The 22,111-nt window shown below is 70.7% G+C and carries 18 protein-coding genes; 14 read left to right on the top strand and 4 right to left on the bottom strand.

What is annotated here, in order from left to right; genetic code table 11:
• Positions 1-283: 283 nt before the first annotated feature.
• From GA0074694_RS21205 to menC, 6 genes are all read left to right on the top strand, one after another.
• Complete coding sequence (locus GA0074694_RS21205; protein ID WP_141714228.1) at positions 284-2,128, top strand: SCO2524 family protein; 1,845 nt, start codon at positions 284-286, stop codon at positions 2,126-2,128.
• Between the two features lies 1 nt (position 2,129).
• Positions 2,130-3,065, top strand: a complete 936-nt coding sequence (locus tag GA0074694_RS21210; RefSeq protein ID WP_091461120.1) for an SCO2523 family variant P-loop protein — start codon at positions 2,130-2,132, stop codon at positions 3,063-3,065.
• Complete coding sequence (locus GA0074694_RS21215; RefSeq protein ID WP_091463537.1) at positions 3,062-4,096, top strand: SCO2522 family protein; 1,035 nt, start codon at positions 3,062-3,064, stop codon at positions 4,094-4,096. The genes GA0074694_RS21210 and GA0074694_RS21215 overlap by 4 nt, the downstream gene beginning before the upstream one ends.
• Positions 4,077-5,024 (top strand): SCO2521 family protein, encoded by a 948-nt coding sequence (locus GA0074694_RS21220; RefSeq protein ID WP_091461123.1) that lies wholly within the window; start codon positions 4,077-4,079, stop codon positions 5,022-5,024. Before GA0074694_RS21215 ends, GA0074694_RS21220 begins: the two co-directional genes overlap by 20 nt.
• Positions 5,025-5,270: 246 nt before the next feature.
• A complete protein-coding gene (locus tag GA0074694_RS21225; RefSeq protein ID WP_141714229.1) occupies positions 5,271-6,125 on the top strand; it encodes a GNAT family N-acetyltransferase in 855 nt (284 codons plus the stop codon).
• Positions 6,122-7,228: an o-succinylbenzoate synthase gene (gene menC, locus GA0074694_RS21230; protein WP_091461129.1), complete on the top strand. Its 1,107-nt coding sequence runs from the start codon at positions 6,122-6,124 to the stop codon at positions 7,226-7,228. The genes GA0074694_RS21225 and menC overlap by 4 nt, the downstream gene beginning before the upstream one ends.
• Positions 7,229-7,342: 114 nt before the next feature.
• Here menC and GA0074694_RS21235 read toward each other — a convergent pair whose 3' ends face one another.
• Positions 7,343-12,799, bottom strand: coding sequence for an ATP-binding protein (locus tag GA0074694_RS21235; protein ID WP_091461132.1), 5,457 nt, complete (start codon positions 12,797-12,799; stop codon positions 7,343-7,345).
• Between the two features lie 432 nt (positions 12,800-13,231).
• Here GA0074694_RS21235 and GA0074694_RS21240 point away from each other — a divergent pair, with 432 nt between their 5' ends.
• From GA0074694_RS21240 to GA0074694_RS21250, 3 genes are all read left to right on the top strand, one after another.
• Positions 13,232-13,555, top strand: a complete 324-nt coding sequence (locus tag GA0074694_RS21240; RefSeq protein ID WP_141714230.1) for an ATP-binding cassette domain-containing protein — start codon at positions 13,232-13,234, stop codon at positions 13,553-13,555.
• Between the two features lie 282 nt (positions 13,556-13,837).
• Positions 13,838-14,179: a hypothetical protein gene (locus tag GA0074694_RS31885; RefSeq protein WP_176738052.1), complete on the top strand. Its 342-nt coding sequence runs from the start codon at positions 13,838-13,840 to the stop codon at positions 14,177-14,179.
• A 666-nt stretch (positions 14,180-14,845) separates the two neighbouring features.
• A complete protein-coding gene (locus GA0074694_RS21250) occupies positions 14,846-15,451 on the top strand; it encodes a hypothetical protein (RefSeq protein ID WP_091461137.1) in 606 nt (201 codons plus the stop codon).
• A gap of 113 nt (positions 15,452-15,564) precedes the next feature.
• On the opposite strand, the gene GA0074694_RS21255 is transcribed toward GA0074694_RS21250, so the two are convergent.
• Positions 15,565-16,095: a hypothetical protein gene (locus GA0074694_RS21255; protein ID WP_245714829.1), complete on the bottom strand. Its 531-nt coding sequence runs from the start codon at positions 16,093-16,095 to the stop codon at positions 15,565-15,567.
• Between the two features lie 665 nt (positions 16,096-16,760).
• A complete protein-coding gene (locus tag GA0074694_RS21260; RefSeq protein WP_176738053.1) occupies positions 16,761-17,207 on the bottom strand; it encodes an AAA family ATPase in 447 nt (148 codons plus the stop codon).
• A gap of 300 nt (positions 17,208-17,507) precedes the next feature.
• Here GA0074694_RS21260 and GA0074694_RS31050 point away from each other — a divergent pair, with 300 nt between their 5' ends.
• From GA0074694_RS31050 to GA0074694_RS21285, 5 genes are all read left to right on the top strand, one after another.
• Positions 17,508-17,858, top strand: a complete 351-nt coding sequence (locus tag GA0074694_RS31050) for a hypothetical protein (RefSeq protein ID WP_245715065.1) — start codon at positions 17,508-17,510, stop codon at positions 17,856-17,858.
• Complete coding sequence (locus GA0074694_RS21270; RefSeq protein WP_091461144.1) at positions 17,855-18,328, top strand: DUF4913 domain-containing protein; 474 nt, start codon at positions 17,855-17,857, stop codon at positions 18,326-18,328. Before GA0074694_RS31050 ends, GA0074694_RS21270 begins: the two co-directional genes overlap by 4 nt.
• Before the next feature lie 39 nt (positions 18,329-18,367).
• Complete coding sequence (locus GA0074694_RS21275; RefSeq protein ID WP_091461146.1) at positions 18,368-18,958, top strand: hypothetical protein; 591 nt, start codon at positions 18,368-18,370, stop codon at positions 18,956-18,958.
• A 307-nt stretch (positions 18,959-19,265) separates the two neighbouring features.
• On the top strand, positions 19,266-19,781 hold the full coding sequence (locus tag GA0074694_RS21280) for a hypothetical protein (RefSeq protein ID WP_091463540.1): 516 nt from the start codon (positions 19,266-19,268) through the stop codon (positions 19,779-19,781).
• Positions 19,778-20,392 (top strand): HD domain-containing protein, encoded by a 615-nt coding sequence (locus GA0074694_RS21285; RefSeq protein ID WP_218105765.1) that lies wholly within the window; start codon positions 19,778-19,780, stop codon positions 20,390-20,392. Before GA0074694_RS21280 ends, GA0074694_RS21285 begins: the two co-directional genes overlap by 4 nt.
• 37 nt (positions 20,393-20,429) lie before the next feature.
• On the opposite strand, the gene GA0074694_RS33110 is transcribed toward GA0074694_RS21285, so the two are convergent.
• Positions 20,430-21,830: a hypothetical protein gene (locus GA0074694_RS33110; protein WP_245714830.1), complete on the bottom strand. Its 1,401-nt coding sequence runs from the start codon at positions 21,828-21,830 to the stop codon at positions 20,430-20,432.
• Between the last annotated feature and the right edge of the window lie 281 nt (positions 21,831-22,111).

Raw genomic sequence — 22,111 nt, forward strand, 5'->3', positions numbered from 1 at the left:
ACGCTCCCGGAACCGCCGGAGGGCGGCGCGACGCGCGGGGCGCGGCCGGAAGCACTCTGCGCTGACCATGGCCGTTACGAGCCTATCAATTTACGATGATCCAAAGACGAGCGATTCCCCTTTGCGGCTTAGATACGGCTTGTCCCTAATGTTTAAGCTGTTGATCAAGTGGTGGGCCGGGATATGCTACCCACCAGCTGAAGGTCGCTCCCGAGTCGCCCGCACGCGTGGACGAGACCGCACACGTCATTGCTCACGGTGAATGAACGGTGGTTGCCGATCAATGAGACTCCAGCCGCGCCAGGAATTGCTGTCGGTATGGAAGGCAATATCCAGGTGGTGCGGCTCGGGGCAGAGCTTCTCCTGGGGTGACCGGGCCGGGCGCAACTCCATCAGCGACGCCGAGCTGCTGCTCTGTCTCCTGCTCCCACCGACGAAACTGCCGGACATCCGCTACGACCGGCCGGACGAGACCAAGCCCGACGTCTGCGCCGCGCTCGCCTCTTTCGGTAGCGCCGTGGAGATCCCGCAGCGGGTCGTCCGGCTCATCGGGGAGTACCTGCACGACTACACCGACCCGGAGACCGGGCTGCCGGAGTTCTCCGGCGGCGGCTACCTCACCACCGCGCCCGACGACGACCGGGAGCCCACCGCCGAGCAGCGGACGCTCGAGGTGGTCGACTCGTACTCCACATCGGTCGTGCTCACCACGGCCGCGATCGCGTTCGTGCGCGGGTACCGCCGGCAGGTCCAGCGTCCCTCCCACCGGGAGGAAATCGACCGGGTGGAGGCCGCCGCGCAGAAGCGCCTCACGGCGGCGATGGCCGGACTCCAGCGGAGTTTCGCGCTCAGCGTCTTCCCGGGGGACAGTCGCGAGGGGCGGGCGCTGTGCGAGACGGTCAACCCGGAGGAGGGCTACTCCGCCGAACTGGTCGCCCGGCTCCGGGACTCGCTGGGCGACGTCATGGCCGGCCTCCGCGAGCTGGGTTCGTCCGTCGACGAGGTGGACGCCCTGCTGGAGAACCGCGACCTGCTGTTCGAGTGTGGCTGGTCGTGGGGGATCGTCCGGGACGCCGAGCCGGTCAAGACGGCGACGACCGTGTACGCCCAGCCCGGGCTCGCCGAGTCGGCCCCGTACCTCTACTTCACCGTGGTGGCGGTGGACGGCATCCGGGACCTCTTCTCCCGGGAGACCCGGCTCAAGGGCCTGCTCGACGAGGAGCAGCAGTCGCTCGCCCGGACCCTCAACCTCCAGTGGGACCTGGCCCAGCGGTACTGGTCCACGATCGCCACCTTCGGCGAGGACCGGTGGCCCGTCGAGGACATGCCGTGGCGGACGACGGACGAGGAGGAGAGCGACTACTACAGCCTCCTGGTCGTCTCGCTCGTCCGGCGTGCCCTCGTCGACCGGGGCGCCCCCGACTCCGACCTGGCCCGGATCGCCCGGGTCCTCGAGGACCTGGCCGACCGGGGCCGGATCAGACGCCGGCCACTCGCCGGTGACCCCGCGCTGAAGCTGCACCACCCCGGCACCTGGGTCGCGTTGAACGGCAGCGAGCTGGCCGGGCCGGACGCGCCCCCACTCGGCTGGCGGCTGGGCGAGCTGGGCACCCTGCTGCTCAGTCGGGCGCTGGCCCTCGCGGCCCAGGTCAACGACCATCGCCTGCGGGCCCGGTTGCTGCGCCTGGCCGACGAGGCCTGGCGACACCTGGAACAGCGTCGGTTGCGCGACGGCCGAGGGACCGGTCTGTGGGACGAGGCGGCGAACGTGTACCCGACGCTGCCCCGCCGTGGCTCGCCCAGCTGGTACCACACCACCCGGGTGGTGCAGTGCATGGGCACCGCGGCGGACCTGATCCGGGGCGAGCCACCACCCGGCATGATGCTGTCGGACGTCGCCTCCGAGCTGCTGGTCGAGGCCGAGGACGTGTTCGACGAGGAGCAGCTGCGCGGTTCGGGAGAGGGCGGCCCGGCTCTGCGGGACAGCCTGAGCCGACAGGCGATCGGTCTCCGGCGGGCCCGCCGGTTGCTGCCGACCCGGCCCGGCACGGCCGCCTCCCTGATCCTGGACGTCCTACGCGAGCTGGACAAGCTCGCCGCGGCCCGGGAATCCGAGACTGGAGACTAGCGTGCTGGTCTTCGCGGCGTCCGACAAGGGCGGCACCGGGAGGTCGGTCACGAGCTGCAACGTCGTGTACCGACGTGCGCTCGCCGGTGCCGAGGTCTGCTACCTGGACTTCGACTTCGGGTCGCCCACGGCCGGGTCCATCTTCCAGATCGTCGACGCCGCGCGGGGGGTGCGGGAGGGCGGTGGACTGCACTCGTACCTGATGGAGCAGGATCCGCAGGCGGCGGTCGAGGAACCCCGGCGTATCGACGTCTGGAACCGGTCGGCCCGGGCCAGCCTGCGTCATCGCCCGCCCGGCTCCGGCCAGCTCATGCTCTTCCCCGGCGACCAGGACGGCGGCGAGTTCCGCCCGGACAAGGAGGCCCTGCGCCGGTGCGTCCGGCTGCTCCTCGCGCTCGACGAGGAGTTCGACATGTGCCTGGTCGACCTGAGCGCCGGACGGTCGTACGCGACCCAGCTGGTGCTGGAGGCGACGGCGGACCCGGCCCTGCACGGAGTGGTCGCCCGTTGGCTGGTCTTCCACCGCTGGACCCGGCAGCACATCCCGGCCGCCGCCGGCCTCGTCTACGGCCGGGACGGCATCCTCGACGTCGGCGAGCGGGCCGGCCACGACCGGGACCGGCTGGCCGCGTCGATCCGGTTCGTCCGTACGGCGGTGGTCGACCCCGACTCGGCCGAGCTGCGCGGCCTGCGGCCCGCGCAGGTCGCCTGGCTGCGCGACTGCGACCAGGACCTGCGGCGGCTCGCCGCCCGGCACCGGGTCGGGCGGCTGGCGCTGCTCGGCTCGGTGCCGCTCGACCCGGTGTTGCAGTGGCGCGAGCAGCTGCTCTCGGACAACGACGTCGTCGCCCGGGACATCGCCAACCTGTCGACCGTGGCCGCGTTCGACGAACTCGCCCGGAACCTCGTGGACGACGAGATGTGGGCGACCACATGAGAGCGGACGCCGAGTTCTTCGAGTCGACCGCCGACGCGCGGGTGGAGTCCGTCCCGCTGGCGCACCTGTCGGTCGAACTCGGTCACTTCTACTCCCCGGACCTCAGCGAGGACGACGACTTCTTCGTCGAGCACTTCCGCGGGATCGCGAGATGGTCCGCGACCGCCCGGGCGGCCTGCCACGACGCGGTCCGGGGAAGGAATGCGCGGATCAGCACCTGCGTCCTGATCGACGACTACTTCGGCCAGCCGGAATCGCCCCGCTTGCTGCTTCCGAAACTGATCCGGGCGGCCCGGAACGGAGGTCTGGAAATCGACTACCTCGCCCGGGAGTCCGGTTGCGCCGACCCGGCGGAGCCCGTCGACCCCGACCCGGCGGAGCCCGCGGAGACCGGCCCGACCGGCCTGTCGCTGGCCGAACTGGTCGAGGCGCGGATCGTCGAGGACCCGCCGCCGGACACCACCGGGGCCCGCCCGCCCGTGCGCCAGACCGGGTGGCTGTGCAACGGGCAGCGGTCACCGGCCACGGATCGCCACGAGGCGATGAAGCGCCCGGCCGCGTGGCTGCCGCCCGCCGAGAACGCCGCCGTCAACCACTCCGTCTTCGCCGACATCGAGCTGTGGCGGGACGGCGACCGGGGCCGTCAGTGGTCCTGCGCGATGCTGGCCGCGGTCTGGCAGTTGCTGCGGCTGGGCGTCCTGCGGGACCAGGGGCGTCGCGTCGCGGTGCCGAGACCGGTGCCGGAGGAGCTGCCGGACGACTGGCGCCGGCTGCCCCCGGTGCTGCAGCTCAACCAGCGGGCCGCGCCGTTCAGCGCCTACCGGACCATGACCATCTGCGCACCCCTGTTCCTGCCGGTCGAGAACGCGGTCCGGACGATACTCCAGCAGGTGGCGGTGGATCCCACCGTGCTCGGCCAGGTCGCCGCGCGCGGCGCCGACGAGGGGATCGTCCTGCCGCCCGCCGTGGTCGACCGGATCGAACACCTGTTCGTGGACACCGGACCGGTGCGTGGTGCTGGTCCTGGGTGAGGTGCAGACCGCCGCCCTGCGGCATTCCGGCAGCGTGCCCCGGGAGTTGGCGGAAGGCGTGCTGGCGCTGCTGGCCGGCGAGCGGGTCCGCGTCTCCGAGCGCCCCATCTCCCACGCGGTCAGCCCGCACGTCCTCACCGGGGTGGACTGCCGGATCGCCGCCCGTTCGGGGGCCCGGGTGCGTGGCGTGGGCACGCTCATGGGCCGGGTCTGTCTCACCGGCGGGCGGGTGTTGCAGGGCTCCGCGGTGGTGCGGGTCGAGCCGATCGGCGGCGGCCACCGACGGGCGTGGTCGCACTACCTGGCGCGACCGGGCGTGGTGGAGACGCTCGGCCGGACCGACCTGCCCGGGACGGCCGCCGCCCACCTCGGCGCGGACCGGTCCTCGTCCACCATGGGCATGGGCGCGGTGTGCAACCGCCTGATCGCCGAGGTCCAGGGATCGTCGTTGCTGGACCGGCGCCCACCGGTCCGGGCGCGCCGCACCGTGCTCCGCTGGGCCGCGCTGACCGACTCCGACATCGAGGGGGTCCGGGTGCGGTTCACCGTCCACGAGGACGGCCTGCGGACCGTGCGGCTGTTGCTGGGTCAGGTGCCGGTGGCCGACATCGTCGAACTGTGTGAGGATCTGGCCCTGCACGACTGGCTGCTGACCGCGCTGGTGTCCATCATCGAGCAGAGCCGGATCGGGGTCGACGAGCCTGTCCAGATCATCCACCGGCTGCGGCCCGCCGTCGACCACCTGCTGCACCTGTGGATGCCGGCGGCCCGCCTGGGTGGGTTCGCGCTGTCGGTGTGGGAGGGGCTGGACGGTCGGCCCGGGCTCTCCCGGCAGTGGGAGGCGTCCGTACGGCGGATCCGGGACCAGATCGCGATGGCCGCCGCGCTGGCGCACCGGCCGGCGGAAGCCGCTCCGCTGTTTCGTTAGTGGATCGCAGCCGGGCCGACGGCATCTCCGCCCCCGCGTACGTTACTTTGTACGCCGTTCTGGGTAACGTTAGGTCCACTCGGATTCGTGCTGCCCAGGGCGACAATAACGTCAGGTTATCTCGGATTTGCGCTGAATGCACACGTAGCGTTAACTTGTGGTTATGTTTCCAGGGTGAGCACGGATTGCGTGTCGCGTTCTCGCGCATGAGAACGGTAGGTAGCGGTGGTACAGACCGAGGGCGCCGTGGCTGAGCGGCGAGCCGCAGTCGGCACGAATGCCGACGCGACCGGCCCGCCGGACAGTTCGGACACCATGGCGTCGGAGGCCGGACCCACGATCACGGCGCTGCACACCGCGGAACAGATCGAGGCCGCCGCCGACCTGCTGTGGACGGTCTGGGGAGCCCGGACCGACGCCGAGCGCAGCGAGCTGATCACCGTCGGCCTGCTCCGGACCCTGTGCCACTCGGGCAACTACGTGGTGGGGGCGTACCAGCACGGCCGTCTGGTCGGCTGCACGGTCGGGATGTTCGGCGCGCGGGCCGGGCGACCCGACCACCTGCACTCCTACATCACCGGGGTGTACCAGCCGGAACGTAACCGGGGCACCGGGCTCGCGCTCAAACGGCATCAACGCCGGTGGGCGCTGGACCGCGGCCTCGACACCATCTCGTGGACGTACGACCCGCTGGTCTGTCGAAACGGGTACTTCAACCTCTGCAAGCTCGGCGCGACGGTCACCGACTACCGGCCGGACTTCTACGGGCGGCTCGACGACGGAGTCAACACCAACGAACGCACCGACCGGCTGCTGGTCGAGTGGGACCTCCGGGCCGAGTGGGTCGAGCAGGCCATGGTGGGGGAGCCCGGGGCGGCGCGCCGGCACGCCCGCGTGGTGCCCGGGGCCGAACTGATCGTCGTGCCGGAGGACATCGAACTGCTGCGGCGGACCGACCGCAGGCGGGCACAGAGCGAGCGGTACGCCGTGCGGGACCGCTTCCTCGCGCTCTTCGACGACGACTACCGGGTGGTGGGCATGACCAGGAACCATCAGTACGTTCTCCTGCCGGCCGGCGCGACCCCGTCGTACGAGCCGTGAAGCTCACCCGGATCGAGCTGCACTGGGTGCGGCTGCCACTGGTGACGCCGTTCCGGACGTCGTTCGGCACGGAGTACGAGCGCGAGGCGCTCCTGGTGAAGGCGATCACGCCGGACGCCGTCGGGTGGGGCGAGTGCGTCGCCATGCCACAGCCGGACTACTCGGCCGAGTACGTCGACGGCGCTGCCGACGCGCTGGTCCGGTTCCTGATCCCCGCGGTCGGCGCCCTGCCGGCCGTCTCCGCGGCAACGGTCGGACACGCCCTCGCCGCCGTCAAGGGGCACCCGATGGCGAAGGCGGCGCTGGAGATCGCCATCCTCGACGCCCAGCTCCGGCAGGCCCACATGTCGCTGGCCGAGTACCTCGGCTCCGTCCAGCCGGCGGTTCCGGCCGGCGTCTCCGTCGGCATCATGACGTCGATCCCGGAGTTGCTCGACACCGTCGACGGTTACGTGGCCGCCGGATACCAGCGGATCAAGCTGAAGATCCAGCCGGGGTGGGACGTGGCGCCGGTTCGCGCCGTGCGTGAGCACATCGGCGACGCGGTGCCCGTGCAGGTGGACGCGAACGGGGCGTACACCGTGACGGACGCCGCCCACCTCGCCAAGCTCGACGCCTTCGACCTGCTGATGATCGAACAGCCGCTGGCCGAGGACGACCTGCGCGGGCATGCCGCTCTGGCCCGGCGGCTGCGCACCCCGATCTGCCTGGACGAGTCGGTCACCTCTCCGGTGCGGGCCGTCGAGGCGATCGAGTCGGGGGCCGCGGCCATCGTCAACATCAAGCCCGGCCGGGTCGGTGGCTATCTCCAGGCGCGCCGGATCCATGACGTCTGCGCCGCACACGGTGTGCCGGTGTGGGTCGGCGGCATGGTGGAGACCGGCATCGGTCGGGCGGCCAACGTGGCGCTGGCGGCCCTCCCGAACTTCACCCTGGTCGGCGACGTGTCCGCGTCGGACCGCTTCTTCGCCCGGGACATCACCCCACCGGTCGTGATGCGGGACGGGTGGATCGAGGTGCCGACGGGGCCGGGGATCGGGGTGGAACCGGACGAGGCCGCGTTGAAGGACTCGTCCGTGCGCAGCGAGGGCATCGACCTCTGACGCGACCGGGCTGACGCCGGGAAGAGCCGCGCAAGCGCCGGCGCGGGCGGCACCGGCGGTGGCGCGCTGTCGGGAGCGCTCAGGGCCCGCCCACGCGGGCCCTGAGCGTCCGGCCTACTTCAGGCGGGCCTCGATGGCCTCGATGATGCGCGGGCGGAGTTCGGCGGCGCGGATGACGGCGTCGACCGAACCTACCTCGACCGCGCGCTGGATGTTGTGCACGCGGTCGAACTCCGCGGCCACCTCGCCGAGCTTCTCCGCGCGGACCGCTGAGCGGAGTTCGTCGAGTTCCGCGGTCAACGAGGCGCGGTCGGTGCCGGCGGCGGTCGCGACGCGGGCCTCCAGGTCGCGCACCCGCTTGTCGGCCGCGGTGCGGGCGTTGACCTCGCCGGAGAACACCACGGCGGCGGCGGGGGCACCGCCGAGCACCGAGGCGAACGAGCCCTCCAGCGCGAGCACGGTCATGTTCGGGTTCAGCGCCTTCGAGAACACCACGAACGCGCCGCCGTGGTACCGCGAGATCACGCAGAACACGATCGGGCCCCGGAAGTTCACGATCGCGCGGCCGATCTCGGCGCCGTACTCCAGCTGCAACTTCCGCATCGACTCCGGGGAACCGTCGAAGCCGGACAGGTTCGCCAGCACCACCAGCGGCCGGTTGCCGCTGGCCGTGTTGATCGCCCGCGCGGCCTTCTTCGACGACCGTGGGAACAGCGTGCCCGCGGTGTACGTGTCGGGACCGTCGGTGGGCGGGAAGCCCCGCCGCGGCACCGACCGCGACTCGATGCCGAGCAGGCACACCGGCATGCCGCCGAGGTGCACGTCCTGCACCACCGCGGTCTCCGCGTCGGCCATGCCCGCCCACCGTTCCAGCACCGGGTGGTCCTGGTCGGAGAGGGCCCGCATCACGGTCCGGATGTCGAACGGCTTCTTCCGGTCCGGGTTGGCCTCGGCCGAGAAGATCTCGCCGACGGTGGTGAAGTCGCTGCCCTCCACGGCGTGCGGGAAGGTGGAGATGTCGCGGTCGACGGGGTCGGTCGTCCTCGCCCGTCGCGGCGAGTCCTCACCGGGTGCGACGTACGTGTGGTCGTAGTGCAGCATCAGCACGTCCCGCGCGGCGGCCAGGTTCGGCGCCCAGTACTGCGCCTGACCGTTCGGGCCCATCACCCGGTCGTATCCGCCGATGCCGAAGTTGTCCTCGGCCGACACGCCGCCGGAGAAGTCGAGCGACTGCTTGCCGGTGAGCACCATCGCCGAGTCCGGCGTCATCACCAGGACGCCCTTGGTGTGCATGAGCATCGTCGCCTCGGCGTTCCAGTACGGCTGCGCCCCGACGGTGATGCCCGCGACCACGATGTTGATCTCGCCGCCGTCCTGGGTGAACTCGACGATCCGCTTGAGCGCCGCGGCCACCCAGTCCATGTTCTCCGTGCCGGACTCCATGGAGATGCGGGCACCGGCGGACAGCGCGTACCACTCCAGCGGCACCCGCATCCGCTCGGCCAGGTCCAGCGCGGCGATCACGCGGCGGCACTCCGGCTCCGACAGCGCGCCCAGGGACTTGGTCGGGTCGCCGAGCAGCACGACCCGGGTGACGCCCTGCGGGTGCCGCCGGGTCGGCGTGGTGACGACGCCCGCGACGACCGCCGCGGTGTTGCGTCCCTTCGGCCGGTCGACCGGCACCAGCGCGTGCTGCTCGTCGAGGTCGTGCTCGACGAAGTCGCCGAGCAGACCGGTCAGCTCGTACGGGTACACCGTGTTGCGGCTGCTGGCCCGGAGCACCTTCTGCCGGTAGCTGTCGAGCGGTTCGACCGGCTCGTCCGACGGCGCGCCGACGGTCAGTTCGGTGCCGCCGGTGACGTCGAAGGAGACGCGCACGGCCACCTTGGTCAGCTCGCCGGTCCCCGGGTCGCGTTGCCGGGCGATCAACAGGATCTCCTCCAGCCCGGCACCGGCGGTGGTCGGCAGCACGCGGCCGGCGATCATCTCCAGCTCCGTGCGGGTGAGGTCGCTCGGCGGCCAGACGTAGATCACGATCCGGTTGGTGTTGACGCGCTTCGTCGAGGGCCGCCGCGACTGCTCCCGGCGGATCGAGTCGAGACAGGCGGCCACGGTGTCCTCGGCCGTCGGCAGCGCGATCAGCCGGCCGTCGTGCTCGCGCAGCGCGGTCAGGTCGCGCACCTGGGCGAACGCGACCAGGCGGTTGTCCGACGGGTTCTCCCGCGCCACGCACTGGAAGAGGTAGACCTCCTCGTCCGACGACGGCAGCCGGGTGAGGTCGAACTTGCTCAGCCGCTCCATCTGCATCCGCTGCGCGATGTACGGGTGCAGGCCGCGGACCAGCCGTTCCTCGCTCATCCCGGTGGTCGACGGGCGGAACGTGAAGTGGTGGTGCATCACCGCGCCGCTGCGACCCGCGACGGTGGCGGTGAGCCTGCGGACCTCGACCGGCAACGGGTGCGCGCTGACCACCTCGTGCAGGGCGGCCGCCATCGCGTCGGAGTCATCCGGCTGGTTCTCCCAGGCGAGATAGATGTCGGCGTCGATGGCTCCCTCGCCGCTCGCCAGCTCCGCGAGCCCACGCAAGGCATCGCCCAGCGCGTCGAAGCTCACCGCGGCGGAGACCACGCACGAGTCCGGCCGCTTGGCGATGACGAACGTGCAGCCCGCGACCTCGCTGGTGCGGACACCGAGCCCCTTGTTGCCGTAGTACCGCCGGGTCAGCACCTCCAGCATGACGGCGTTGTCGAGGTCGTCGCGGACCAGCCGCTGGCCGAGCAGCCGCACCAGCGGTTCGGTGCTGCGCACCATCTCGGCGATGCGCTCGGCGCGGTCCGGCGCGTCCGGGTGCGCGTCCAGGTGGCGCAGGTGCCGGCGGACGTTGGCGTACACGATGGCGCGGTTGCGGCGCAGCAGCGGCTGGGCGAACCAGGCGAACACCACGCCGCGCGCGAGGTCGGCGATCACGGGGAAGCGGACCTGCGTCGCGGCCACCAGCCGCTCCAGCACGAGACCGGCGGGCTCGCGCAGGGCCTCGTCCGGCGGGGACTCCCGCAGCCAGGCGCGCAGCAGTGCCGTGACGACCATGGCGTCGATGGACGCCCGTTGCTGGGCGAGGAAGATCCGGAAGACGGCGGCTTCTAGCTCGGGGCAGCGCTCCAACTCGGTGACCCCGTAGTGCCCGAGCGCCTTGGCGAGCTTGGCCTGGAACGCCTCCGGCAACGCGGCTCGCTCGACGTCGAGGCACTGGAGGTAGGTGTGGAAGTACTCGCGGGCACTGTGCACGTGGCCATCGCCGCCGCCGTCCTCGCCGGTCGGCCGGTTACGGCTCAGCTCGGCCAGGTCGGCGAAGACGTCGACGAGTTCGAGTTCCTCGGCCAGCGGCCGGTGGCCGTCCGCGATGGCCGCCTGACGGGCGGCGAGGTAGTCGTCGAGCACCCGGCGTTCGTCGTGCGGGTCGACGTCGAAGCCCAGCAGCAGGCTGCGCAGGTCCTCCTGGCCACGGGTGGTGCGCTTGCGCGCCGGGAGGGTCCCGGGCGCGGCGGGCAGGTCCAGCTCGACGGTCTGGGTGGTCGAGGTGTCCTCGGCCTCCGCGTCGGCGAGCGGCTCCAGGCGGATCAGCGGCGCGCCGGCCTCCACCTGGCTACCCACGGAGACGACGCATTCCTTCAGCCGCGCCTTGAACGGGGCCCGCAGCACCGTCTCCATCTTCATGCTCTCCAGCACCAGCACCGGTGCGCCCGCCTCGACCTCCGCGCCGACCTTCAGCGGCGTGGCGACGACCAGCGCGGGCGAGGGCGAACGGACGACGCCGCCCTCGTCACGACTGACCCGGTGGGTCACGCCGTCCACCTCGACCAGGTGGATCGGCCCGTGCGTGCCGGTGAGCAGGCGGTACCGGGTGCCGTTGACGACGACCTGCCCGCTGTGCCGGTCGAAGCGGTCCAGTTCGACGTCGGCGGTGCGGACGTCGTCGCCCGCTTCGATGCCGACGCGGAACCGGTGCGCGCCGACCCGCGCGACCCGGACGCGGTAGCCGACGCCCCGCAGCTTGAGGTCCAGCGGTCGGCCACTCTCGTGCTGCACCTGCGGGCGTCCGCCGAACGCCGTCGAGAGCAGCCGCTCCCGCTCGGCGCGCTCCTCCTCCTCGTACGCCTCGATGGCGGCGGCCGCCAGCGCGACGGCGGAGTGCCGGTGCGAGACGAGCCGGCCCTCGCCACGGACGCGGTCGATCCAGCCGGTGTCCGCGCTGGCGTCGATCACCTCGGGCTGGTCGAGCAGGTCGAGCACGAAGCTCTTGTTGGTCGCGCCACCCTCGATGATCACCGTGGTCTGCGCCATCGCCCGGCGCAGCCGGCCGAGCGCCTCGTCGCGGTCGCGGCCGTAGGCGATGATCTTCGCGATCATCGAGTCGAAGTCGGCGGGGATGGTGTCACCCTCGCTGACGCCGGTGTCCACCCGGATGCCAGGTCCGGCCGGCAGGTCCAGCCGTGCGATACGACCGGGGGAGGGGGCGAAGTCACGGTCCGGGTCCTCGGCGTTCAGCCGGGCCTCGATCGCGTGCCCGCGCTCCGCCGGCGGCTGGCCTTCGAGCCGCCCGCCCGAGGCCACGTGCAGCTGCGCCTTGACCAGGTCGAAGCCGGTGGTGGCCTCGGTGATCGGGTGCTCGACCTGTAGCCGCGTGTTGACCTCGAGGAACGCGAACATCTGGTCGCCGGGGTGGTAGAGGAACTCGACGGTCGCCGCGCCGCGGTAACCGACCGCGACGGCCAGCCGCTCGGCCGAGGCCTTGAGCTCGGCCGCCTGCGCCGGGCTGAGCACCGGCGACGCCGACTCCTCGATGACCTTCTGGTTGCGCCGCTGCACCGAGCAGTCGCGGACGCCGAGCGCCCACGCGGTGCCCTCGCCGTCGGCGATCACCTGGACCTCGACGTGCCGGGCGCCGGTGACCAGGCGCTCCAGGAACACGACGCCGCTGCCGAACGCCCGGGCGGCCTCCTGGCTGGTGCGCTCGTAGGCGTCGGCCAGCTCGGCCTCGTTGTTGATGACGCGGATGCCGCGCCCGCCGCCGCCCGCCGTGGCCTTCAGCATCAGCGGGTAGCCGATCTCGCTCGCCGCCGCCACGGCGGCGTCCAGGGTCTCGACCGCGCCACGGCTCCAGGGCGCGACCGGCACGCCGACCTCCTCGGCGATCAGCTTCGCGCCGATCTTGTCGCCGAGCTTGCGCATGGCGTCGGGGCTGGGGCCGACGAAGGTGACGCCGATCTTCTCGCACAGCTCCGCGAACGCCGGATCCTCGGCGACGAAGCCCCAGCCGACCCACGCGGCGTCCGCCCCGGTCTCCACCAGCGCGCGCTCCAGCGCCTTCAGGTTGAGGTACGGCCGCGCGGACGCGGGACCGAGGTCGTAGGAGAGGTCCGCTTCGCGGACGAACGTGGCCGTACGGTCGACGTCGGTGTGCAACGCGACCGTCTCGATCCGTGTCCCGGTCTCCGCAGCGATATCCCGGACGGCGTGGATGAGCCGCATAGCGGCCTCGCCCCGGTTGACGATGGCGACACGACTGAACATCCGACGGAACCCCTTCTCGGCGCCCTTTGGGCGAATCTGCACCTTTACATCGACTTGCGTCACTCATAGTATTGGCTCGCCAACCCTGCGCAGCAACCACCTCTGCCTTCCTGCGCCCGAGTTGAAACTCCACCAGCTTAGACATCGAGGGGTGTTTGGCGAGCACTCGTGTCTGTCGTCTGTCGGCGGCTTCGATGGCTCGCGCTCCACGATTTCCTGCCGGATGTCCAGGTCGGCGCGGTTGTCCCGGCTGCCGCGTGGCCTGCGCGCCACCAGCGGTTCTGGATCGAACCGTCTGGTGCGCGCCGAGCGCGCGGACCGTCTGCGGCAGGGTGGCCACGCGCGGCGGGTCGATCCGGGTCGACGGCGTCGAGGTGAGCTGCCGTCGCGGCCGGGATCGACCGGGCGTGCCAGACCTTTCCGGTGGCGCCGATGCTCGACCCGAAGGTGGTGCTCGTCGACGAACCGTCACCGGGGCTCTCGCCGCGGACGCGGCACCACGTCTTCGCCGCGCTCCACGCGCTGGCCACGCACCAGGTGGGCGTGCTGCTGGTCGAGCGGAACGCGGTGCAGGCCCTCGTGGTCGCCGACCGGGGCCTCGTGGTCGAACCCGGCCGGGTCGCGAAGTCGGGGACCGGGCCGGCCATGCTCGACGACCCTGACGTGCCTACCTGGGACTGCCGGCCTGACCGACCTGCCCCGACACCTCAAATTCATCAAAATGCATCTATGGCCATGTCGGCCCGCGAGTGGTAGGAATCTTGCAGAACAGCTTCCCCTTCGGCACGTTCCCCCCGAGTGAGGCTTCGATGAGGATACGAAGGCTCACGGGCAGCCTCACGGCGGTCCTCCTCGGCTCGGCCGGGTTGGTCACCCCGACCTGGGCGGCCTCACCGGACGAGCGCACCGTCAGCTACCACGGTTACCGCGTGACGGTCCCGCTGGACTGGCGGGTCGTCGACCTGTCCGACGACCCCCACGCATGCGTCCGGTTCGACCGACCCACGGTCTACCTGGGCCACCCGGCGACGAGCCCTGATGTCCTTCGGGCCTGGTCGGGCGGACGGGGGGCTGGTCATCGAGCCGCTCGACGCCGTCACCGCCCCTCGCCTCACCGGGGACACCGCCGTCACGGCGAACGGCAGGGCAACCGTGGACGCCCTGCCGTCCCGTGACGGGTCCGTCCAGGTCGCGGTCCGCGACGCGGGCGTGCTGGTCACAGCCGAACACACGCCGGACACCGAATCGACGGTCCGTCGGATCCTCGCCTCCGCCAGCCTCGGGAGAGGTGCCACCCCGGTCTCTCCGGACGCCGTCCGCGCGGCCCCGGTGCCTGCCACGGTCACGCCCTCGGCCAACAGCCCCCAGCCGGGCACCTAAACCGGCAAAGGCTTCGACACGCGCACCGCCCCGTCGCAGTCGACGATGGACACCTGGCGCGCCAGCTCGCCGTACCGGGCGGTCCCCGGCCCGATTCCCCGGGGCGGCAGCCGCGCCAGGGGTGGTCGTATCGGACAGCCGGGGCCGTAGCCGGCAATCCGCATGCGGCTGGTACCGGTGCACCGAACAGCTGCCCGGACACGCGGAATGAAGCGGATATCCCGAAAGGCCGGTGCCTACGGGCCGCTGTCCCCCACGCCGCCGAGATGCTGACGCGGGGCCTCTGCGCCCCGCGTCGTCTAGGTCCACCACGGGCCGCGTGACGTGACGTGGCGTGGCGGTCGGGGGTTGCTGGCGGGGAATGGCGGTGGGGGCGGGTTGGTTGTCTCCCCGGTGCGGCCGTAGCCCTCCGCTGGTGAGCGGGCGGGTGGCCGGGCGGCCCCGGGAATGGGGCCGCCCGCCGGTCGTTACACCATGTCGACGCCGATGCAGCAGCCCGCACCGCGGGCCTGGCGGATCCCCCGATCCCCCTTCTCCGGCGCGTGACTATCCCCCGGATCTTCCTCAGAGCGCCCGTACGCGTGGTGCTTAGCGCATTGTCCCGTCCCCGCCCGCGTGGGTGGTGTGTCCGGGTGCGTGCGCCAACCCCCGAATGGAGCTTTGATCATGAACAAGCTGATTCAGCGTGGTGTGCTGTCCATCGCCGGTCTGACCGCCGCAGCCGGAATCGCCGCCGGCCCGGGCCTGGGTCTGGGCCACGACACCCCGGTGACCGAGACCAAGCCGGTGGCGGCGACTCAGCAGGTGGCCACCGACAAGCAGCAGGTGTCGATGGACAAGTTGCTGCCCAACGGTGTGCCGGCCGGGCAGTCGACGGTGCCGCTGACCGACGAGCAGAAGGCCAACGCCAAGGCCATCATCGAGGCCACCAAGAAGAACGGCATGGACGAGCGGGCTGCCGTGGTGGCGATCGCCACGAGCCTGCAGGAGTCGAAGCTGGAGAACCTGGGTCACCTGGGTGACCGCAACGACCACGACTCGCAGGGTCTGTTCCAGCAGCGCCCGTCGAGCGGGTGGGGCACGGTCGAGCAGATCACCGACCCCGCGTACTCGACCACCGCGTTCCTGACCGGGTTGAAGCAGGTCGACGGGTGGAAGGACATGCCGCTGACCCAGGCCGCGCAGACCGTGCAGGTGTCGGCCTACCCGGACCACTACGCGCAGTGGGAGAAGCAGGCCGCCGACCTGGTCGCCGAGCTCTGGACCAAGTGACCCACACAGCACACGATGATGAGGGGCCCTTCCCGCGTGGGAAGGGCCCCTCACCCGTTCCCGCGCCACCACGGCCACCAGCACCGCTCTGGGCACCCCCTCTGGGGCGCCGTTCAGGGCGTGGCCAGTGACCAGTCGGCGTCTCCGTCTTTGACGGTGGCGTCGTTGTAGGTGAAGGAGTTGGGTGATGGCCATTTGCCTGCGGGGAAGGCGGTCTTGTCGACGGCTTCGCCGTGGAGGTTGACCATGCTGGTGGCCTGTGCGGCGAGGAAGGCGGACAGGGTCACCAGCGCGGTACCGATGATCGCGATGTTGACGCCGGCTTCTTCGAGGATGAGGGCGGCGCCGGCCCAGGAGAAGACGGCGGAGCCAAGGGCCGCGATCGCGACGATGGTGGCGGCGATGAGTTTCGCCAGGACGACGGCCAGGGTGGCGTAGAAGGCCGCTCCGGCTGCCGCGCACGCGAGGAGGTGGCCTGAGGTGCTGGCCGCGATGGAGCTGATCTTGCCGGCGGCGGTGGAGTGGCTGGTGACGCTGCTGACGTAGGCGTCACGGGCTTTGCCGGACCAGTCGGAGTTGCCGACGACGAGGTGCTGCTCTGTCAGGGCGCTGGCTATGCCCGAGGCGGAGCCCCGAATGTCCATCCAGTCCCAGGCGTTTGTCGTGCTACTCCGCCTGGCCTGCGGTGAACCAGATGGTGGCGAGGATGGGCAGGAGGACTCGCCTGCCGTCCCGTGCCGGGTGCCCGCCGCCGCGAAGCCGGGGGCAAGGCTCCCTTGCGGGGGCGCAAGGCGGCCTTGCCGCCCTCCGACGAGCACATCCAGCCGCACCCGATCCGGTGCCGAACCGCGCGGCCTGCTCTGCCGCGCGTGCGGCGCGACCTGGTCGCCGTCGTCGAGGCCGTGTCGGGTGCTGTGCCGGGTCGGCCGCCGCCGTTGGTTCCGGCACCCGCCCCGACCCTGCGGGGCACGTGGTCGACGTGGTCAGTTGGTGGCGGGGCGGGTAGGCGTGTTCGAGCACGGTGGACACGAGTTCGCTGCGGGACACCGCGCCGTGCGCGTCGACGAGCTGGTCGAGGACGCGACGGTTCGCGGGTGTGGTCTTGAAGGTCCAGGTAACCCGTCCGGCGTCGCCTCTCTGGTCGCTGGCGTGTCGGGCGAACAGGCCCCCCGCCGGCCGGTTGGGGCGCGGCGCGGCGGGCGTCCAGGAGCGCGGGGATCTGCTGTTGCGCGGACTCGATCGCGTCGTAGACCACTGCGGCGACAGCGGGCGTGTCCCGCCGCGCGGGCGGCCCCCGGCTCCCTGCCGGCTATGCGGCGTCGAGCACCCGGCACCGGCCCTCGTCGGCTATCCGGCGGATGACGTCTCCACCCACCAGCCGGCCACCGCCGGCACCACGGGCCGCATCTCGGGCGATGCAGGTTTCCACCGGCACGTCCCGCAGGTCGACCGCCACCAGGTGCGCCCCGGCCTGCTCGGCAAGCTGCCGCCACTGCTCCACCGACGCGTCCGGCAAGTTCGTGTCGTCCGCGATCACACTCAGGCCGGCGTGCAGCAGGGCGAGCACCTGCGCTTTCTGCGCGGTGGTCACCGCGTCCTCCTGCCACCGCACACCGGCCCTACCGCCGTGGCCCATGGCCCGCAGGTCGTCGCGGTTCACGCGGAATCGGCGCTCAGGATCCTGGGCCACCCACCGCTTGGCGTAGGTGGTCTTGCCAGAGCCGGGCAGGCCACGGGTAATGACAAGTGCGGGCATCATTCCTCCTTGGCGAACATGCGGCGGACAGCTCCCGGTCATCGGCGAGTCGGGCGCGACGTGGAACTTCGTACCGGAACCACGTGCTCCCACCTGACTCACGGCCGGGAGTGCCTCGTGGTTCACCAAACTGTCGAGCAATCTCTCCCACCACCGCCACGTCACCTCTGCCTCTGCCCTCTGCCGCCGGCACGAGGCCGGCCAGTCGAGGTGCGACAACGGCCCTGGACGCCGGTCAGCGCACCCGAGCCGGGAGGCGGTCCAGGAGGGCCAGCGCGGCGCGGACCGGCGCGCGGGTCAGTGTCTCGTCGAAGCTGGTCCGGCCCTGGCAGAACCGGACGAACATCCGCCATCGGCGAGCACGACGTCGCCACCCGCTCGACCAGCAGCAGCGGATCCGGGTGGGGCCAGCGGTCCGTCTCCCACGCCACCCGCCGGCAGCGGATCCTCGACGTGTCCGACCTGCACGCCCTGCCCCGAGGCCGGATGGTCGTCTACGCCTCCGGCGCCCCGCCGGCGCTCGCCCGCACCGCCCCCTGGCAGGACGGGCCGTACGCCGAGGCGATCCGCGCCTCGATCGCCCGCTGGGACCCCGACAGCCGCACCGACTGGATCCTGTCCCCCGAAGCGCCGCCGGAGCCAACCACATGACCAGCCCGACGTCCGGACCAGGCACCGACCCGGTCGCCGACCTGACCAACCCGCTCGACCAAATCGCCGGCACGCCTGAGGAACCGGCACCGGCACACGACCCGAACGCACCGGAACCCGTCTTCCGCAACATCGACCAGTTCGTCTCCGGCTACCTCGCGCTCGTCCTAGAACGTCGGGTCGCCTCCGGGCCCACACCCGGCATCAACTGGTGCCCCCGCTGGTGGGCACACCCCGAAGCGCTATCCCGCCTCTACGCCCTGTGGCGGGCCTGGGAAGCTCTACGCGTCAACGACCCCCACACCGGCATGAGCGTCTGGTGGCGTGACCACCTCGACCCGCACCTGGCGGTCCTGACCGGCGATGCCGGCCCGTTCACCCGTTGCGGGTCGGACCGGCACCGCGACCCGGAGCCTCTGCATGTAGAGCCCGCTCCAACCGAGGTGCTGGCGCAGTTGCCTGACGCCTGACTCTGGGATGACAGGACCCCCCGAGACGAGAGGAACGAGATGACCGAGACCGAGACCGACATCGAGACCGAGATCGTCGCGCGGGTGCCGGTGCACTACCACGGCGAGTACACGCTCAACGTGGAGAACGACTACGAGCACATCTACCAAGACGACTCCCACGACAACGAGCATCTGGAGGGGCTGGGCGACAAGCCGGGCGCCACCACCGCGCTGTACGCCGTGGCCAGCGCCCGCTACCTGTCGGAGAAGACCGGGGTGCTGGGCGACGTGCTGCGCGAGCCGTACACGCTGCGGACTACCCGAGACGTAGAGGCGGTGGAGGTAGCTGTGCCGGCAGACCTTAGCCCGGCGCTCGACATGGACGCGCTTATCGCTGGGGTGATCGAGCAACTACGAGCCCGCGGCATCGAGGTCACCGAGGTGCACGTCTTCGAGTGGCGAACCGTGTGGGAACTGGGCGAGGGTCGGCATCTGTCGTTGAGCAGGGAGGGCAGCTGGGACTTGGCCTCCCCCACGGGCGACGGGTCGACCTGGACTCCGGCCTGGTTCGGCCTGACCTGCTGGTACGCGCACCCGGAACAGATCGCTGACCTGGCGGCCAAGGAACTGGCCGAAGTACAGGCGTGACGCGAGGAGCGCACCGGGGTGCGGCGCATGCATGAGCCACCGATTCCTCGGAATCGGCACGTCGGGCCCCCTTTGGTTCACGGTGGACTGGCTGGTCTGCCCCGCCGGCCACCCGAATCCACTGCCGAGACCGGCGGCCGGCCAGCCGGCGCGACCGAGAGTTCGCTGCATGTGCGGGGCCGTCAGTGCTGCGGACTGCCGCTAGAGTTGGCAAGCCGGCCGGTGCTGTCGTCGGCGGCGGTCAGGAGAGCGTGTGGTCGTGCGAGTTCCGAGTTCAGATCCGGGCGATTCCTCGTACCCCGTGGAGGTGCTCCACGACGGGTGGAGAATATGTGCCTCCAGCGCGGAGGAAGCCCTTGGGGTAATCGCTGATGATTATGCGAATCTCAAGCCTGGGCCGGCTCGGATGCGGGCCCGGCTCAATCTGGCGTTGCAGGCCCGGAACTTGGTGCAGGCGCTGCTCAATGCCGGCGAGGTCTTCGAGCAGAGCACCGATGAGCAGCGGCAGGTTCTGCTGCCTCAGCAGAACATGGCACCACCCGACGTCGACGTCTGGGCTGGTGTGGTGCCCTTGGTGCTGGTGACCTCGTTCTACCGGCCGCTTGGGGACCGGGAGCAGCCCCGCGTAGCGGGGCCCGGTCAGATCTGGTGGATCGATCCTGACACCCCTGAAGCTTTCCTGGAGACGCTTCACCAGGTGCGATGGCTCGATGTGATACACATGGCGGCGGCATCGGATCCGGGCAGCCGCTACCGCAATCTTGGTCCCAACGGTGCTGCCGGCTACTGGTGGCGGCCTTGCGGAGCAGGAGCAGGCACGTGACGGTCGATCACGCGCTGGCAATCCCGACCGACGAGCAGATCCGAGCGTTACACGAACGGTTTGCGCCCACCGAGGAAGCCTTCGACCTCGTCTACACTCACTGCCGAATCGTCTGGGCCGTGGCGGAGCAACTGCTCGATAGGTATTCCTCGGCCCTGGACGTCGATCTGGTGCGAGTGGGGAGTCTCCTGCACGACATCGGTGTCTACCGTCTGTACGGGGCGGCGGGGAAACTCGATCAGGAGAATTACATCCGCCACGGGGTGCTGGGGCACGCGTTACTGCGTGACCTCGGATTTCCTGAGCACGTGGGTAGGTTCTGTTCCCACCACACCGGTGTCGGTCTCACCCGCGAGGACGTCCTGCAGCAGAGCCTGCCACTACCGGTCGGCGACTACACGGCCGGCACCGTGGAGGAGCAGCTGGTGATGTACGCGGACAAGTTTCACAGCAAGACGACGCCGCCCACGTTCGTGACCGCGGCGTCCTACGCTGCCGGCGTGCGGCGATTCGGTGCGGATAAGGTAGCCCGGTTCGCGGCGCTGGTGGAGAAGTTCGGTGAGCCGGACCTTCTCCTACTGTCCCGCCATTATCAGCAATCGCTGATCTGAGGCATTCGTCAGCGGCTGCTGATAATCGGCCGGGGCATCACCGGCCCCTACCGGCGTCAGAGCCCGGACCGCCGCGACCCAGCCTCGCTGCGGCAGCGGACGTGGACGGACGAGGAGAAGAGAACTCCGGGTCAATCTGCGCCGCAGGAGGACGCTGTGGAAAGGCCAGCGACGCCGATCTGGCCGCATTGACCGCCCGCTGCGTCTCGCTACGGTGCTGGAGGGTGATGATGCTGGAAATCGGGCGGCCACTGTCCGGCACCCAGACGAACTCTTTCTCGTCGGCCTTTGGCCATCGTAGGTAGTGCCGGTTACCGAAGCTGGTTAGCTCACCGTTGAGCGAGGCCCACATCTTGGCCGTCTGCCCACCGTCGATGAAGCAGCCCCAGCGGAATCCTGGATCGGCGGCAATGGAGTCTCGCGCCTCCTGCGGAGTAGCGCCCTGGAAGACCAGAGACCCCGGCCGACCGTCGAACAGCCGTAGGTGCGTTCGGCCCACGCGGTCCTCAAAGACCGTCATCCGAGCCCTCCTGCTGGGCGCGAACGGCGGTAGGACGTCTAGTGACCGGTCGGTGTTGATGGGGTGCGTGGCGAAGTCGGCGACGTTCAGCGACGGCCCGACCGTGACGGCGGAGTCGGGAAACGCGTCGACATGCAGCTCACCAATGCTGCGGATCTCCAGCAGGTTGTCACCACGAAGGTCGACGTGCCTCGCCTGACACCTCATCACAAGGTCATAGGCGAAGATGTCCAACCCGCCATCAGTGGCGATGCCCGTGGAGCGAAACCCGCGCCCGCCGGTCGACGTAAAACCGACATCGACCCAGCCGGCCCGGGGCGGCAGGACCGGCGTCAGGCGTGATGCCTCGTCCAGGACGCGCACGCTGCCCTTCTCTGGGTCATCCCGGCGGGTGATCACCATGTTGCCGTTACCGAAGACATAACACTCGGCCTGCCGCTCGGTGCGGCTACCCGTCCAGGTCAGCTCGGTCCCGTTGATGCTGACTCTGCCGGCTGCGGTGAGATTGCACATAGACAGCGCCCCAGCCCGAGAAATCAGCGCCTCGCGATCGACCACCGGCATGCTGAGCACCTGGCCCTGCTCGATGGCGAGGTTGAGGCTCGTTTGAACGGGCAGGCCTGATGCTTCATCGAGCAGCGTGAAGAACGCGGCGCTGGAGGTTGCTGGGCTATTCCGTGCTGCATCTACGGCGACGGTCGGGCGAGGCGTGAAACGCACCGCAGCAGTTGTGGCGCTCGATTCCCAGCTCAAGTCATAGACATTGGTAAAACCACCGCCAGCCAAGGTCAACGCGCTGGTGTGCAGCACGAGACCGCTACCAAGGTCAGTTACCCGACTTGCCACCGGTTGGTCAATCTCGGTTTCCATAAACCGGGCCGCGTCCTGCAGCGACCGAAACCGACGCTCGTCACTCATCGCACCCGGCCAGCCAGGCTTGATCGTCCGCCCCCGCCTGCATCGCGCCTCCCCTACGTGGCACGCCGACCCTTCCGGCGCCAGCGTGGGAGTCCATAGTGGCAGTTCAGTTTTTCTCCGTGGGGTACTGAACCTCGACGACGATGTGGCCGATCCCGGCAGCGCACACGACCGCTGGGGGCGGTCGGGGCAGCCGTCGCGCTCGGCCAACCTCGGGAGCTGGCCCGGGCGCGGGGCCGGAGTCCATCCGGTCGGCAGCTCCGGCAGCCCCCTCACCGCAT

The organism is Micromonospora inyonensis (assembly GCF_900091415.1).
GTDB lineage: Bacteria > Actinomycetota > Actinomycetes > Mycobacteriales > Micromonosporaceae > Micromonospora > Micromonospora inyonensis.